Below are 14,393 nucleotides of genomic sequence, written 5' to 3'. Positions count from 1 at the left end.
CTCTCCTATAGCCTGTCGCCGATCAGGAATTCGGCCGCGCGGTCCAGGCGGATATGCGGCGGCCCGTCGCCCGGCCGCAGCGTGCCCGGCGCCGGGGCGAAATCCATGATCGCGTAATCGCCGTCCAGCCAGCGCGTCGCGCCCTGGCTTGCCGGCACCAGCAACTCGGCCGGGTTGGCCGGCAACTCGCCCGGATAGAAGGCCGCCTGCCGCCCGTCCATCAGCGTGCCGCGCACGGCGGGCAGCTCCTCGCCTGCCTCTCGGATCATCTCCTCGGTGGTGGTGCGCAGCGCGGCGATGGACATGGCCTCGGTCCGCGCCCCCGAGAAATCGGCGCGGTCGCGCGCCTCGCGCAGCATGGCGGCGGTGATTGCGGTCAGGCGCGGGTGCTGGATGTGGTGCAGGTGGTCGGCCTTGGTCGCGGCGAACAGGATGCGCCCCACCCGGCGCGAGCCCAGCAGCTGCGCCAGCCAGCCCGCGCGGCCGGGGCGGAAGGCGGTCAGGATGTCGGCCATGGCGCGGCGCATGTCCTCGACCGCCGGCGGGCCGGCATGGATGGCGCCCAGCACGTCCATCAACACCACCTGCCGGTCGATGCGGGCGAAATGGTTGCGGAAGAACGGCTTCACCACCCGCGCCTTGTAGGCCCCGAAGCGCCGCGCGAATTCGCGCCCCAGTGGCGTCGCGCGCATCTCTTGCGGCAGCGGCGTGAAGGTCAGCGCCGGCGAGCCGTCCAGTTCCCCGGGCATCAGGAAGCGGCCGGGGGTGCAGTCCGACCAGCCCGCCTCGCGCGCCAGGTGCAGATGGCTTGTATAGGCGGCGGCCAGCGCCTGCGCCGCCGTCTCGTCAAAGCGGGCGGGATCGGTGGCGGCCAGCGCGGCGCGGAAATCCCCGGCGCCGGGGCGGCCGGCCATGCGGTCCAGCACCTCCTGCGACCATTGGTCGAAATCCTTCTCCATCAGCCGCAGGTCCAGCAGCCATTCGCCGGGATAGTCCACGATGTCCAGATGCAGCACCTGCTGGCCGCGCCAGCCGGCGATCAGCCCGCGCGGCTGGATGCGCAGCGACAGGCGCAGCTGGCTGACATGGCGCGTGCCCTCGGGCCAATGCGGGTCGGGGCCGGTCATCGCCGCCAGGTGCCGCTCGTAGTCAAAGCGCGGCACGGTGTCGTCGGGCTGCGGCTGTAGCCAGGCCGCCTTCAGCGAGCCGTCGGCCGCGGCCCGCAGCGCCGCCATGCGGCCACGGTCCAGCAGGTTCGCCACCAGAGAGGTGATGAACACCGTCTTGCCGGCCCGCGACAGCCCCGTCACCCCCAGCCGGATCACCGGGTCGGAGATGCCCAGGCCTTGCATCAGATCGTCGGCGATACCCATTCCGTCCCTCGCTTTGGCCGGGTCAAGATAGGCAGGCCGGGGGCGGATGTGTAGAGGCAGGTCTTTTCGCCCCGACGGCGCTTTGTCATAAGGCGGGGATGCAATTGCCCATCGACGCCGTATTGCCCGACCTGACCGCCGCGCTGGCCGCGCATGGCCGCGCCGTGCTGATGGCGCCGCCGGGGGCGGGCAAGACCACCCGCGTGCCCCTGGCGCTGCTGCCCGCCATCCCCGGCCGCATCACCATGCTGGAGCCGCGCCGCCTGGCCGCCCGCGCCGCGGCCGAGCGCATGGCCGAGACGCTGGGCGAGCCCCTGGGCCGCACCGTCGGCTATCGCATCCGCGGCGAGGCGGTGCCGGGTGCCCGCATCGAGGTGGTGACCGAGGGCATCCTGACCCGGATGATCCAGTCCGATCCCGGGCTTTCGGGCATCGGCTGCGTGATCTTCGACGAATTCCACGAGCGCAGCCTGAATGCCGATCTGGGCCTTGCCCTGACATGGGAGGCGCGGCAGGCGCTGCGTCCCGACCTGGCGCTGCTGGTGATGTCGGCGACGCTGGATGCCGAGCCGGTGGCGGCGCTGATGGAGGGCGCGCCGGTGATCCGCTCGGAAGGCCGGGCCTTTCCGGTCGAGACGCGTTGGCTGTCCCGCCCCTTGCCCGCCGGCGCCCGGCTGGTGCCCGAGGCGGCGCGGCTGATCGTCCAGGCAGAGGCGGAGACGCGCGCGATGGGCGGCACCATCCTGGCCTTCCTGCCCGGCGAGGGCGAGATCCGCCGCGTGCAGGCCATGCTGGATGTCCGGGCCGAGATCCTGCCGCTTTACGGCGCCATGGATTTCAAGGCGCAGCGCGCCGCCCTGCAACCCGCGGGCGGCGAACGGCGGATCGTGCTGGCGACCGCGATCGCCGAGACCTCGCTGACCATTCCCGACGTGAAGGTGGTGGTCGATGCCGGCCGGGCGCGGCGGGCGCGTTTCGATCCCGGCTCGGGCATGTCGCGGCTGGTGACGGAACGAGTCAGCCGCGCCGAGGCCGAGCAGCGCCGCGGCCGCGCCGGCCGGGTCGCGCCGGGCATCTGCTATCGCATGTGGGCGCGGGCCGAGGAAGGCGCGCTGCCCGCCTTCGCCCCGCCCGAGATCGCCGTGGCCGACCTGGCCGGGCTGGCGCTGGAACTGGCGATCTGGGGCTCGGACGGGCGCGACCTCGCCTTCCTGACCCCGCCGCCCGGGGCGGCGCTTTCCGAGGCGCGGGGGCTTCTGCGCGATCTCGGCGCGCTGGACGCGGGCGACCGGATCACCGATCACGGCCGGCGGCTGGCGCCACTGCCGCTGCATCCCCGTCTGGGGCATATGCTGGTCACGGCCGGGCGCGAGGCCGCCGACCTGGCGGCGCTGATGGCCGAGCGCGATCCGCTGGCCGGTGCGCCCGCCGACCTGATCCTGCGTCTGGCGGCGATCCGCGACCTGCGCGCCTATCAGGACCGCCACCCCTGGCCGGTCAACCAGGGCGTGCTGCACCGTATCCGCGACGAGGCGAAACGCCTGCGCCGGATGGCGGGCGAAGGCGCCGGCCTGTCGCCGGGCGCCATGGCGGCGCTGGCCTATCCCGACCGCATCGGGCTGCGCCGCAAGGGCGAGCAGCCGCGCTATGTGCTGTCGGGCGGCAAGGGCGCGGTGCTGCCCGAGGGCGACGCGCTGGCCGCGCGGCGGCTGATCGTGGCGACCGACCTTGATGGCGATGCGCGCGAGGCGCGCATCCGCATGGCGGTGGCGGTGGAGGAGGACGAGATCCGCGCCCTGTTCCCCGACCGCATCGAAACCGCCGAACTGGTGGAATGGTCCCGCCGCGACAACCGCGTCCTTGCCCGCCGGCAAGAGCGGTTTGGGGCGCTGGTGCTGGCCGACCGGGCGCTGGACGATCCCGACCCGCAGGCGCTGGCCCGCGCCGCCTTCGACGGGCTGCGCGCAAACGGGCTGAGCTGGAGCCCCGGTGCCGCGCGGCTGCGGGCGCGGATCGCGCTGATCCCGGACCTGATCGGGGATCTGGGGCCGGTCGATGACGAAAGCCTGCTCTCCGATCCCGACTGGCTGCTGCCCTGGCTCGGCAAGGCCCGGACCCTGGCCGACCTGCGCGCGCTGGACCTGACCGAGGCGCTGAAGGCGCGCATCGGCTGGGACGGCCAGCGCCGGCTGGATCAGGCGGCGCCGGCGCATTTCGTCACGCCGCTGGGCCGCAAGGTGCCCATCGACTACGACCACGAGACCCCCTCGGTCGAGCTGAGGCTGCAGGAACTGTTCGGCCTGTCGCGTCATCCGGTGGTCGGCAACCGGCCGCTGCGCATCACCATGCTGTCGCCCGGCGGCAAGCCCATCGCGGTGACGACCGACCTGCCGGGCTTCTGGGCCGGCAGCTATGGCGAGGTCAGGAAGGATATGCGCGGCCGCTATCCGCGCCATCCCTGGCCGGAAAACCCGCTCGAGGCCGACCCGACCACCCGCGCCAAGCCGCGCGGAACCTGATTGCGTCTTCGTTGCCCCAATACCCCTGCGGCCGGGCAACCTAGAGCGATTTCAGCCCCCTGAGCCGGAAGGCCAGCACGATCATCGCCGCGCCGATCAGCAGCGCGAACAGCCCGATCAGCCAGGCGATGCCAAGCAGCCCGGCCGTCGGCACCAGCGCCAGCAGCACCCCCCAGACGACCAGCAGCAGGCCGCTGAGACCCAGCGCCCATTCGCCCTCGATCTCGTCGCGCAGCCGGATGGCGGCGATGATGCGGAAGATGCCGGCGACCACGCCCCAGGCGGCCATCCAGATGATGAAGGCCAGCGCCGTGGCCGCGGGCCAGAACAGCGCCATCAGGCCGATGATGACCGACAGCACGCCGTCCAGCGCCCAGGCCCACCAGCGGTCGTCCGCGGCCTTGCGCCGGAAGGCCGTGATGATCGCCATCACGCCGTCGAAGATCGCATAGGCGCCAAAGACCAGCAGCAGGGCATAGACGGTCAGCCCCGGCCAGATCAGCGCCATCAGGCCGAACAGGATCGCCGCGATGCCGCGCAGCAGCGGCACCCACCAGTGATCGGCCATCACGCGGATCAGCTTCTCCATGATAGTCGTCCCCCTTTCCCCTTTCAGGCGCTTTCGGGATCGCCGGATCGAACAGCCTTGGATCCGGTCTGACAGGGAAAGATTAACATGGGGTTGCGCGGAGCGGCGCGTGCGGGCCTCAACAACCGAAATTTGTTGCGAATTTGCTACAATGCCGTCAATCCAGCCGCTCGGGCAGGGCCATGCCGCGCAGGATCTCGGCGGCGGGCATCGGGCGCTTGCCCTCGCGCTGTGCCGCGATCACCTCGATGGCGCCCTGGCCGCAGGCGATGGTGAAGCCCGAAAGCACCTGTCCCGGCGCGCCCGAACCGGCGGCGGGGCGGGCGCGCAGCAGCTTCACCCGCTCGTCCCCGATCAGGCACCAGGCGCCGGGAAAGGGCGAAAGCCCGCGGATCTGCCGGTCCACGGCCTCGGCCGACTGGCGCCAATCGACCCGCGCCTCGGCCTTGTCGATCTTTTGCGCATAGGTCACGCCCTCGGCCGGTTGCGGCCGGGCGGGCAGGGGCAGGCGGTGCAGCGTCTCGACGATCAGCGCCGCACCCATTTCCGCCAGCCGGTCGTGCAGGTCGGCGGTGGTGTCCTCGGGGCCGATGGCGGTGCGTGCCTCGGCCAGCACCGGGCCGGTATCCAGCCCCGTCTCCATCTGCATGATGGCGACGCCGGTTTCCGCATCGCCGGCCATGATCGCCCGATGGATCGGCGCCGCCCCCCGCCAGCGCGGCAGAAGCGAGGCGTGGATGTTCAGGCAGCCCAGCCGCGGCGCCTCCAGTACCGGCGGGGGCAGGATCAGGCCATAGGCCACCACCACCGCCACGTCGGCGGCAAGCGCGGCGAAATCCGCCTGCTCCTGCGGCGCTTTCAGCCGCTCGGGGGTGCGGACCGGCAGACCCAGCGCCTCGGCGGCGCGCTGCACGGGCGAGGGGCGGGGCTTCTGCCCGCGTCCCGCCGCGCGCGGCGGCTGGGAATAGACCGCGACCACCTGGTGCCGCGCGGCGATGGCCCGCAGCGCCGGGACCGAGAAATCGGGTGTGCCCATGAAGATGACGCGCATCGCTGCCCTCCTTAGTGTCGGGATCTCATATCCCGGGCGCGGGCGCGGCAAAACCCTGCATGAAGGCACGGATGTCGCGGGTGGCGCGCGCCCGCGCCTCGGCGTCGAACTCCAGCGGCGAAAGCGAGGAGCGCTCGCGCTGGTCGAAGCCGTGATTGATGCCGGGATAGGTGGTGACGGTCAAATGCGCGCCCCGCGCGACCAGATCCGCGCCCATGCTTTGGCAATCGGCGGAATCGATGATCGAATCCTGTTCGGCCAGCAGCATCAGCCCCTGCACATGGCCGGGCCACGGTCCCTTGGCGCTGCCGTTCAGAAGGCCGCAATAGGGATAAAGCAGCACCACCGGGCCAAGCTGCGCGGCCAGGGTGCAGCGCGGCGCGGGCCATGCGGTCAGACCGGGCGGCGGGGCGTCCTGCCCCAGCGCGCGCAGCAGTTCCATCGCCGTCCAGCCGCCATGCGAGGCGCCGAGCAGCGCCACGTCCGAACCGTCGATGCCCGGCATCTCGCGCAGCGCCGCCAGCGCCACGGCCAGGTCGCCGGCACGCTCGGCCCCCGGCAGCACCTGCCCGGCGCAGAGCGCCCGCCAGGCCTGCGCCTTGTCCAGAAGCCGCGGCGCATGGCTGTCGAGGATCAGCGCCGCCCGGCCCATGGCCACGAACTGCCGCGCCCAATAGTCCATGTTGTCATGCACGCCGTCGCAGCCCGACAGCAGCACCGCGGCGGGATGCGGGCCGGGGCCCGCGGGCCGCAGGATGCGCCAATGCGGCTCCAGCCGGGCCAGCCGTTCGGCCGGGGTCTCGGTCGCGGGCTGCCAGCCGGCATAGTTGCGCGCCGTGTTCAGCCCCAGTGCCAGCGCCACCAGCCCCAGCAGCGCCGCCGCAAGGATCAGCCGTTTGCGCATCCAGGTCTTCCGTTCTGGCCGCAGATCGCCTTGAGCCGTTCGGTATCGGCCGCCGTCCAGCCCTCGGGCGCGGTGACCGCCACCCAGCCGTCGATATAGTCGCGGGCGTGATAGCTGTGGCCGAAGCCCGGCGGCGCCGAAGTCGAGACCAGCATGTCCACTGCCAGTTGCAGCTGCGTCACCACCGGGGTGAAGCGCAGCCGGGGCGAGACGTCGGGTGCCGGCGCCTCGCGCATCCATTCCGGTGCCCGCCACAACGAGGCCGGGTCGTAGAACACGATCGGATCGCTGGCATATTGCAGGAACAGGATGCGCAGCCGCCCCCAGGGCCGGCCCGAGCGGTCGGGCGGCGCGTATTGGCTGGCATAGCGGATCACCTCGCCCTCATCCAGCTCGGGCAGGACAAGGCGGCTGCCGGGCTGGCGCGCGCCATTGGCCTGCCGCCACAGGGTCGAGGTGAAGGGCGGACCCACCCAGAACGCGCCGGCGACCGGCTCGTTCATCATCTGGAACGGGTTGAAGGCATACATCGACGACCAGGCGCCCAGCGAGATGCCGTGCAGATACAGCCGCGGCCGGCGGTCGGCCGGCAGGTGGCGCCAATGTTCATAGACCACGCGCATCAGCGCCGTGGTCTGGTCGAGACCGGATTCGGTCTCGAAGATCAGCGCCAGCGGGCTTTGCAGATAGGAATATTGCACCGCCACCGTCGCCACGTCGCCGTCATGCATGTATTCCAGCGCATCATAGCTGGCCGGGTCCATCCAGCCGGTGCCGGTGGGGCTGGCCAGCACCAGCACCTTGCGGTCGAAGGCGCCGACGCGCAGCATCTCGTCCAGCGCCGCCCTGGCGCGCACCTCCGGGTCGTTGTCCTGGGCCAGGCCGACATAGATGCGCAGCGGTTGCTTCGCCGGCCGGCCGGCGAAATCCGCGATGGCGCCGGCACGCGGCCCGCCCAGGACGAAGTCGCGGCCCGGCTTGCCCATCAGCGCCCAGTCGATGCCGGAGGCGGCCGAGCCGGAGCGCCATGGCTCGGCGGGCGGGGCGACTTTCGGGTCGGCAAGGTGCTGGGCCGCGGCATAGGACCTGTCGGCGATGCGCATCGCCCAGTTCACCACGCCGTCGCGGGTCAGCGTCACCACGATCAGCGCCGCCAGCAGCAGGCCCAGCACATTGGCGCTGCGGGTCGGAATATAGCGCGCCAGCCGCAGCCGCAGCAGGTCGAAAAGCGCCTGGATCGCCTTGCCGATCACGAACAGCAGCAGGAAGACCGCCAGCGCCAGCGCCAGCATCTTGGCGGTGTTGTTCACCTCCAGATCCGGCATGCCCATGCGGGCGCGGATGCTGTTCTGCCATTCGCCCGACAGGATCACCCCGCGGCCCAGCAGCACCAGGACCGGCACGGCCAGCACCGCATGGGCGATGCGCGCCGGCCGTTCCTTCAGCACCGGCAGCTCCAACGCCCGCCACAGCGCCAGCAGGAACTGGGTCAGCACATAGCCCGCCGCCATCGAGACCCCGGCCAGCACGCCCTGCATCAGCCAGTCGCGCGGAATCAGCGAGGGCGTGAGCGAGGCGGCGCAAAACAGCAGGCCGGCAAGAAGGGGCAGCACGGAAAACATCACTGGCCTGGCGACTCCGGGCTGGGCCCGCGGGCGCAGGCGGGCGGGTTTCAGCGGGAACGGAAGGCCCGGCCGCGGAATGCCGGGCGCGGGTCTGCCGGACGGCCGCTCCCTGCCCGCCCGTTCTGACCCGAGGTTAAGGGGGTGCCGCGGCAAAGAAAAGCGGTTCTCGCATCCCCATGCCTCGCACCCCCAGGCCGTGCGGGCCGCGCCCCGGCTGCTCTGGCTTCCCGTCGCTCGCTCTGCCGGCGACCCGCATTGCACGGTCGTTCATCGGTTCGCCGCCGTCCCCTGCGCGCTGTCTTCTGCTGCCGGCCCTGGCTGCAATTCGTTCGCTGCGCCGCCGCGTCGGCCTGCCTCGGCCCCCTGGCGGTCCCGGTTCCGGCCCGCACCCCGGCACCCACGCATATGCACCCGTCTCTCTGCCGCCCGAGGGCAGGTCGCGGACGGCATGAGCCGTCTTCTCTGTTGTCCAAATACCCGGGCAATCGCCAATCCGGCTTCGCGCGTGGCGCAGGGCGTCGGACATCGCGGCTCCGGTCCGAACCAGAGCCACGCTGCCTGCCGCGCCCGCCGTCCGCCGCAGGGAATGCGGTTTTTCCGTGTTCCAGACAGCCCTGCGACCCTGCCGCAATCCGACGCGCGAACGCTGCGTTCACCACGACAGGACCGGCGGCAGTCGGGCCGCGGCCCGGTCCCCTCAGCGCCGCGACAGTTTCGCCGATTTCGCCACCAGCATCTTGCGGCGCAGGGGCGAGAGGCGGTCGACATAAAGCCGGCCGTCCAGATGGTCGATCTGGTGCTGCACCGAGGTCGCCCAGAGGCCGACGAAATCCCGCTCCTCGATCTCGCCCGCGGCATTCAGGAAACGCACGGTCACCGCCCGCGGCCGCTCGATCCGGGCCGAGACGCCGGGCAGGTTCGGGCTCGCTTCCTCGTGCGCGCGCAGCTGCACGCTGGCATGCAGGATCTCGGGATTGGCCATGCGCAGCGCCTGGCCGCGCTTGTCGGACGCGTCCACCACCGCCAGCCGCTGCATGATGCCGATCTGCGGCGCGGCAAGACCGACGCCCGGCATCGCCTCCATCGTGTCGATCATGTCGTCCCAGATCATCCGCACGGTTTCGGTGATCGCGGCGACCGGCTCGGCCGGGACGTGCAGCCGGCGGTCGGCATAGGGCAGGAAGGGGCGGACGGTCATCGGGCGGCCTTGTCAGGAATGCTCGCCCGGCTATCACGGCGGCGAATGAAGGTAAATCCGGCCCGGACTGTCCGCCCGCCGCGAATCGCGGCGGACATGGACGGCGCCCTGTCCATAGGCATGCCATTCGTCTTGGGGCGGCAGGTGCCTTTCGCGGCCGCGGGCCAGTCGCCGGCCAAGCCAGAGGCCGGCGAGAAAGCAGAGGATCTGGGACAGCGGGAACAAGCGGCGACTCCGGCGGCGGCATCTGTCCCCGGTCTAGCGCGAAACAGCTAAGGCCGGCTTAACGCGCGTCGGAATCCCGGCCGTCCAGCGCGTCGAGGATCAGCCGGCCGTCGAGATGGTCCGCCTCGTGCTGGGCGATGCGGGCCTCGATCCCGGCCAGGGTCAGCAATTGCAGCGTCCCGGTCATGTCGAAACAGCGCATCGAGACCGCGGCCGGCCGCGTCATCGCCACCGGCCGGCCGGGGATCGAGAGGCAGGCTTCCTCCATGGTCGCGACCTCGCCGCCCAGCGGCGCGATTTCGGGGTCCATGACCACGCGGGGCAGGGGTGCGCCGTTCTTCCAGCCGTGATCCATGACGAAGATCCGCCAGCTTTCGCCGATCTGCGGCGCGGCGAGACCGCGGCCGCCGGCGTGATACATGGTCGCGAGCAGGTCGGCGGCCAGCTGCGAGACCCGGTCCCAGGCCAGGCGCCCGACCGGGTCGCAAGGGCGGCGCAGCACCGGGTCGGGGTAAAGCAGGATCGGGCGGATGCGCCCTTGCGCGGCAAGCGCGGCAGCGTCGGGGCCCCGGGGCGCCTGCGCGGCATCCTCGCCCGACAGGGGCTCAGGCACGGCCGCGCTCGCGCTTCAGCTTCACCATCTTGCGGGTGATCATCTGGCGCTTGATCGGGCTCAGGTAGTCGATGAACAGCTTGCCGTCGAGATGGTCGATCTCGTGCTGGGCGCAGGTGGCCCAGAGCCCCTCGAACTCGCGCTCATGCGGCTTGCCGTCCAGGCCGAGCCAGCGCACCCTGACCTCGGCCGGGCGGGTCACGTCGGCATATTGGTCGGGGATCGACAGGCAGCCTTCCTCATAGGTGTTCAACGCCTCGGAGGTCCAGGTCACCTCGGGGTTGACCATGACGATGGGATTGCGCGGCGCCTCGGGATCCTTTTCGCAATCCATGACATAAAGCCGCGACAGCACGCCGACCTGCGGCGCGGCCAGGCCCACGCCCGGCGCGTCATACATGGTGGCCAGCATGTCGGCGGCCAGGGTCTCGATCTCGGGGGTGATGCGGGCCACCGGCTCGCAGGGCTTCTTCAGCCGCGGATCGGGGTGGAGGATGATGCTGCGCAAAGTCATGACCGTGATCTAGGGCAAGCCTTGGCCTTGCGCAACAAGCCGCTATGCTGCGCCCGAACGGAAAACGAGGGGAAACCATGGCCCAGCCCGATTTCGACGAACTCATCGACCGCACCGGCACCGCCTGTTCCAAATGGGACGACATGCAGGCGATCTACGGCGTCTCGCCCCGGGACGGCATCGCGATGTGGGTTGCGGACATGGATTTCCGCCCGCCGGCCCCGGTGCAGCGCGCGGTCGAGGCGATGGCGGCGCATGGCGTCTACGGCTATCCCGGCGCCAACCCGGCCTATCTCGAGTCGATCCGCTGGTGGATGGAGACGCGGCACGGCTGGCAGGTCCAGCCGGAATGGATCCTTTCGGCGCACGGGCTGGTCAACGGCACGGCGATCTGCGTCGATGCCTTCACCCGGCCGGGCGACCGGGTGATCGTCATGACCCCGGTCTATCACGCCTTTGCCCGGGTGATCCGCGCGTCAGACCGCGAGGTGGCCGAGTTTCCGCTGGCGATCGAGGACGGCCAGTATCGCATGGACTGGCAGGGCTGGCAGAAGCTGCTGACCGGGCGCGAGCGGATGCTGATCCTGTGTTCGCCGCACAATCCCGGCGGCAGGGTCTGGAGCGCCGAGGAACTGCGCCAGGTCGCCGAGTTCTGCGCCGCCCATGACCTGGTTCTGGTTTCGGACGAGATCCACCACGACCTGGTCATGCCCGGCAGCCCGCGCCATTCCGTGCTGGCGACGGTGGCGCCGGACGCCGCGTCCCGGCTGGTGACGCTGACCGCCGCCACCAAGACCTTCAACATCGCCGGCGCCCATATCGGCAACCTGATCGTCGCCGACGAGGGGCTGAGGACGCGCCTGCAGAACCGGCTGATGGCGCTGGGCATCTCGCCGGGCCTGTTCGGGCCGGGCATGGTCGCCGCCGCCTATTCGTCCGAGGGCGCGGCCTGGGTCGATGCGCTGGTGGCCTATCTGGACGGCAACCGGCGGCTGTTCGACGACGGCGTGAACGCGATTCCCGGCCTGCGCTCGATGCCCTTGCAGGCGACCTATCTGGCCTGGGTCGATTGCTCGGGCACCGGTATGGAGCGGGCCGAGTTCACCCGCCGCGTCGAACAGGACGCCCGCATCGCCGTCAACCATGGCGGCAGTTTCGGCACGGGGGGCGAGGACTTCCTGCGCTTCAACCTTGCCACGCCGCGCGCCCGGGTGGCCGAGGCCGTGGCGCGGCTGCAAGAGGCGTTCCGCGACCTGCAATGAAGCGGCTGGGCGCGATCTTCTCGGCGCTGTGCCTGGCGGCGGCGCTCTGGGGGCTGTGGCTGATCTGGGCGCCGCCTTCCGCGCCCGTCCCGGCGCCGCAGCCGCCGGCGGCGGGCTGGCACTGGCCGCGCCTGCCCGATCTGCGCCTGCCCGATCTGCGCCTGCCGGAGTTCCGGCTGCCGCGCATCACCCTGCCGCCGGTCTTCCAGCGCCCGGCGGCACGGCCGGAAACGCCGATCGCCTCGCCGGTCCGCCGCATCCTGGTCGAGAAATCCGCCCGCCGCATGACCGTCTGGCAGGAAAACGGCCCGCCCCGGACCTTCCGCATCGCCCTGGGCTTCGCGCCTGAGGGCGACAAGAGCCGCGAAGGCGATGGCCGCACGCCCGAGGGCACCTTCCGCATCGACCGGCTGAACCGGCAGAGCGCCTATCACCTGTCGCTGGGCATCGACTATCCGCAGCCCCGCCACCGCGAAGCGGCGCGCCGGCTGGGCGTCAGTCCCGGCGGCGACATCATGATCCACGGCCAGCCGAACCAGGTGCCCGACGGTTACCGGGTCAAGGGCGACTGGACGGCCGGCTGCATCGCCGTCGACAATGCCGAGATCGCCGAGATCTTTGCCCATGCCCGCATCGGCACCGAGGTCGAGATCCGGCCCTGAGCCGTGACCCGGCGTGACGGCTTGCCGCAGCCTCTGCCCAAGGATAAGGCAGAGCCATGACCATGGATCGTTACGCCCCGCATCTGCGCGCCACGCTGGCGCTTGGCCTGCCGCTTGTCGGCAGCCATCTGGCGCGCATGGCCATCGGGGTCGCCGATACGGTGATGGTCGGCTGGTACGGGGTCGAGGAACTGGCCGCGCTGGTCATCGCCACCTCGTTTTTCCACATCATGTTCTTTCTGGGCATGGGTTTCGGCATCGGCGTGATGGGGCTGATCGCCGCCGCCATCGCCCGCGACGACGAGATCGAGGTCCGCCGTTCGACCCGGATGGCGCTGTGGCTGTCCATCCTGTTCGCGCTGCTGGCGATGCCGCTGCTGTGGTTTTCCGAACCGATCCTCACGGCCATCGGGCAAAAGCCCGAGGTGGCGGCCTTGGCGCAGGATTATCTGCGCATCGCGGGGTTCGGTCTGTTGCCGGTGCTTTGCGGGCTGACGCTGAACAGCTATCTGGCGGCGATGGAGCGCGCGCAGGTCGTGTTGTGGGTCACGCTGGCCGGTCTGCCGGTGAACGTATTCCTGAACTGGGTGCTGATTTTCGGCAATCTGGGCGCGCCCGAGCTGGGCGTGCAGGGTGCGGCCATCGCCTCGGTCTCGGTGCAGGCGCTGCAACTGGTGTTGCTGGTGGCCTATGCGGGCTGGCTGCCTGCGGCGCGCAAATACCACCTGTTCCAGCGCTTCTGGCGCGCCGACTGGGCCGAATTGAGGGCGGTGTTCTGGCTTGGCCTGCCCATCGGCCTGACCATGGTGGCCGAGGGCGGGCTGTTCGTCGGCTCGAACGTGATGATGGGCTGGATCGGCACGCGCGAACTGGCCGCGCATGGGATCGCGCTGCAACTGGCCTCGATCACCTTCATGCTGCATCTGGGCATGTCGAACGCCGCCACCATCCGCGCCGGTCAGGCCAAGGGTCTGGGCGACGCCTCGCTGATGCGCGATGGCGCGATCGCGGTGACGGCGGTGTCCCTTGTCATCGCGGTGATGGCGGTCGCGGTCTTTGTGCTGTTCCCGCGCCAGCTGGTCGGGCTTTATCTGGACGGCAGCGATCCCGAAACGCCGGTGCTGATCGGCATCGCCACCGGGCTGATGTTCTATGCCGCGCTGTTTCAGCTGACCGATGCGATGCAGGTGATCGGGCTTGGCCTGTTGCGGGGCGTGCAGGACACGCGCGTGCCGATGATCATCGCCGCGATCAGCTATTGGCTGGTCGGCATGCCCATCGCCTATGGGCTGGCCTTTGTCGCCGGGCTGGGGCCGGCGGGGCTGTGGCTGGGGCTGGTCGCCGGGCTGACGGTGGCCGCGATCCTGTTGATGCGCCGCTTCTGGCGGGGGCTTGCGCGCGGGGACTGGACCCGGGACGGGCACGCGGTCTAGGTTGGCCCAGCAGATCATGTGAGGCCCGCCATGCGCCCGGTATTCGTCCAGTTCCGTTGCTCGCCCGGCAAGACCTACGAGGTCGCCGACGCCATCTACGACCGCGAGATCGTCAGCGAGCTTTACTCGACCTCGGGCGATTACGACCTGCTGGCCAAGATCTACATCCCCGAGGATCAGGATGTCGGGCATTTTCTGTCCGAGAAGCTGTTCGATATTCCCGGCATCTGCCGCACGCTGACCACGATCACTTTCAAGGCCTTCTAGGCCGCGTTCCGGGCTTTGCCCGGTCGCAGGCCGCCGTCCCCGTCGCATGCGTGCCGCGCGACGCCTCGGGGTATTTGGGCAACGGAAAGCCGGCAGGGCCTTCGGTCGCATTGGCCGGCGCGGCGGGCTGCGGCAGGATGGCCGGATGCGCGAGGGGG

At 70.8% G+C, this 14,393-nt stretch carries 13 protein-coding genes; 5 read left to right on the top strand and 8 right to left on the bottom strand.

Features of this window, described 5'->3' with window-relative positions; all coding sequences use genetic code 11:
- Window positions 1–5: 5 nt before the first annotated feature.
- Entirely contained in the window at window positions 6–1,373 is a 1,368-nt protein-coding gene (locus NBE95_RS03095) for a YcjX family protein (RefSeq protein WP_289894414.1), read from the bottom strand.
- A gap of 98 nt (window positions 1,374–1,471) precedes the next feature.
- Between NBE95_RS03095 and hrpB the strand changes: the two genes are divergently transcribed.
- Entirely contained in the window at window positions 1,472–3,892 is a 2,421-nt protein-coding gene (gene hrpB, locus NBE95_RS03090) for an ATP-dependent helicase HrpB (RefSeq protein WP_289894413.1), read from the top strand.
- A 40-nt stretch (window positions 3,893–3,932) separates the two neighbouring features.
- Here the strand turns inward: hrpB and NBE95_RS03085 are convergent, their stop codons facing one another.
- The 7 genes from NBE95_RS03085 to def (NBE95_RS03055) all read right to left on the bottom strand — a co-directional run bounded on the left by NBE95_RS03085 (window position 3,933) and on the right by def (NBE95_RS03055) (window position 10,611).
- On the bottom strand, window positions 3,933–4,481 hold the full coding sequence (locus NBE95_RS03085; RefSeq protein WP_289894412.1) for an HdeD family acid-resistance protein: 549 nt from the start codon (window positions 4,479–4,481) through the stop codon (window positions 3,933–3,935).
- Between the two features lie 157 nt (window positions 4,482–4,638).
- Window positions 4,639–5,532, bottom strand: coding sequence for a methionyl-tRNA formyltransferase (gene fmt, locus NBE95_RS03080; RefSeq protein WP_289894411.1), 894 nt, complete (start codon window positions 5,530–5,532; stop codon window positions 4,639–4,641).
- Between the two features lie 25 nt (window positions 5,533–5,557).
- Window positions 5,558–6,436, bottom strand: coding sequence for a dienelactone hydrolase family protein (locus tag NBE95_RS03075; RefSeq protein WP_289894410.1), 879 nt, complete (start codon window positions 6,434–6,436; stop codon window positions 5,558–5,560).
- Window positions 6,421–8,058: an alpha/beta-hydrolase family protein gene (locus tag NBE95_RS03070; protein WP_289894409.1), complete on the bottom strand. Its 1,638-nt coding sequence runs from the start codon at window positions 8,056–8,058 to the stop codon at window positions 6,421–6,423. The genes NBE95_RS03075 and NBE95_RS03070 overlap by 16 nt, the downstream gene beginning before the upstream one ends.
- A 700-nt stretch (window positions 8,059–8,758) precedes the next feature.
- The gene (gene def / locus NBE95_RS03065) at window positions 8,759–9,259 is read right to left on the bottom strand and encodes a peptide deformylase (RefSeq protein ID WP_289894408.1); all 501 of its coding nucleotides are present in this window, start codon (window positions 9,257–9,259) and stop codon (window positions 8,759–8,761) included.
- A 283-nt stretch (window positions 9,260–9,542) separates the two neighbouring features.
- A complete protein-coding gene (locus NBE95_RS03060; RefSeq protein ID WP_289894407.1) occupies window positions 9,543–10,097 on the bottom strand; it encodes a peptide deformylase in 555 nt (184 codons plus the stop codon).
- Complete coding sequence (gene def / locus NBE95_RS03055) at window positions 10,090–10,611, bottom strand: peptide deformylase (RefSeq protein WP_289894406.1); 522 nt, start codon at window positions 10,609–10,611, stop codon at window positions 10,090–10,092. Before def (NBE95_RS03055) ends, NBE95_RS03060 begins: the two co-directional genes overlap by 8 nt.
- A gap of 77 nt (window positions 10,612–10,688) precedes the next feature.
- On the opposite strand from def (NBE95_RS03055), the gene NBE95_RS03050 reads away from it, so the two are divergent.
- The 4 genes from NBE95_RS03050 to NBE95_RS03035 are packed head-to-tail and all read left to right on the top strand — an operon-like array spanning window position 10,689 to window position 14,235.
- A complete protein-coding gene (locus NBE95_RS03050) occupies window positions 10,689–11,873 on the top strand; it encodes a MalY/PatB family protein (protein WP_289894405.1) in 1,185 nt (394 codons plus the stop codon).
- Window positions 11,870–12,535 carry a L,D-transpeptidase family protein gene (locus tag NBE95_RS03045; RefSeq protein WP_289894404.1) on the top strand — a complete coding sequence of 222 codons (666 nt, stop codon included), beginning with the start codon at window positions 11,870–11,872 and terminating at the stop codon, window positions 12,533–12,535. The genes NBE95_RS03050 and NBE95_RS03045 overlap by 4 nt, the downstream gene beginning before the upstream one ends.
- 56 nt (window positions 12,536–12,591) lie before the next feature.
- Window positions 12,592–13,968: an MATE family efflux transporter gene (locus tag NBE95_RS03040; protein WP_289894403.1), complete on the top strand. Its 1,377-nt coding sequence runs from the start codon at window positions 12,592–12,594 to the stop codon at window positions 13,966–13,968.
- Window positions 13,969–13,998: 30 nt separating this feature from the next.
- A complete protein-coding gene (locus NBE95_RS03035; protein WP_019352577.1) occupies window positions 13,999–14,235 on the top strand; it encodes an Lrp/AsnC ligand binding domain-containing protein in 237 nt (78 codons plus the stop codon).
- The last annotated feature ends 158 nt before the right edge of the window (window positions 14,236–14,393 follow it).

Origin of the sequence: Paracoccus sp. TOH (assembly GCF_030388245.1) — a bacterium.
Classification (GTDB): domain Bacteria; phylum Pseudomonadota; class Alphaproteobacteria; order Rhodobacterales; family Rhodobacteraceae; genus Paracoccus; species Paracoccus simplex.
The sequence above is the reverse complement of the archived record's forward strand: the minus strand, read 5'-3'. Positions and strand labels throughout refer to the sequence as shown.

Bases quoted from the DNA above. Each gene is read 5' to 3' on its own strand.
- NBE95_RS03070 (WP_289894409.1), bottom strand. From the start codon at position 8,058: ATGTTTTCCGTGCTGCCCCTTCTTGCCGGCCTGCTGTTTTGCGCCGCC.
- hrpB (WP_289894413.1), top strand. From the start codon at position 1,472: ATGCAATTGCCCATCGACGCCGTATTGCCCGACCTGACCGCCGCGCTG.
- def (WP_289894408.1), bottom strand. From the start codon at position 9,259: ATGACCGTCCGCCCCTTCCTGCCCTATGCCGACCGCCGGCTGCACGTC.
- NBE95_RS03045 (WP_289894404.1), top strand. From the start codon at position 11,870: ATGAAGCGGCTGGGCGCGATCTTCTCGGCGCTGTGCCTGGCGGCGGCG.
- NBE95_RS03095 (WP_289894414.1), bottom strand. From the start codon at position 1,373: ATGGGTATCGCCGACGATCTGATGCAAGGCCTGGGCATCTCCGACCCG.
- NBE95_RS03035 (WP_019352577.1), top strand. From the start codon at position 13,999: ATGCGCCCGGTATTCGTCCAGTTCCGTTGCTCGCCCGGCAAGACCTAC.
- NBE95_RS03050 (WP_289894405.1), top strand. From the start codon at position 10,689: ATGGCCCAGCCCGATTTCGACGAACTCATCGACCGCACCGGCACCGCC.
- def (WP_289894406.1), bottom strand. From the start codon at position 10,611: ATGACTTTGCGCAGCATCATCCTCCACCCCGATCCGCGGCTGAAGAAG.
- NBE95_RS03085 (WP_289894412.1), bottom strand. From the start codon at position 4,481: ATGGAGAAGCTGATCCGCGTGATGGCCGATCACTGGTGGGTGCCGCTG.
- NBE95_RS03040 (WP_289894403.1), top strand. From the start codon at position 12,592: ATGACCATGGATCGTTACGCCCCGCATCTGCGCGCCACGCTGGCGCTT.
- fmt (WP_289894411.1), bottom strand. From the start codon at position 5,532: ATGCGCGTCATCTTCATGGGCACACCCGATTTCTCGGTCCCGGCGCTG.
- NBE95_RS03075 (WP_289894410.1), bottom strand. From the start codon at position 6,436: ATGCGCAAACGGCTGATCCTTGCGGCGGCGCTGCTGGGGCTGGTGGCG.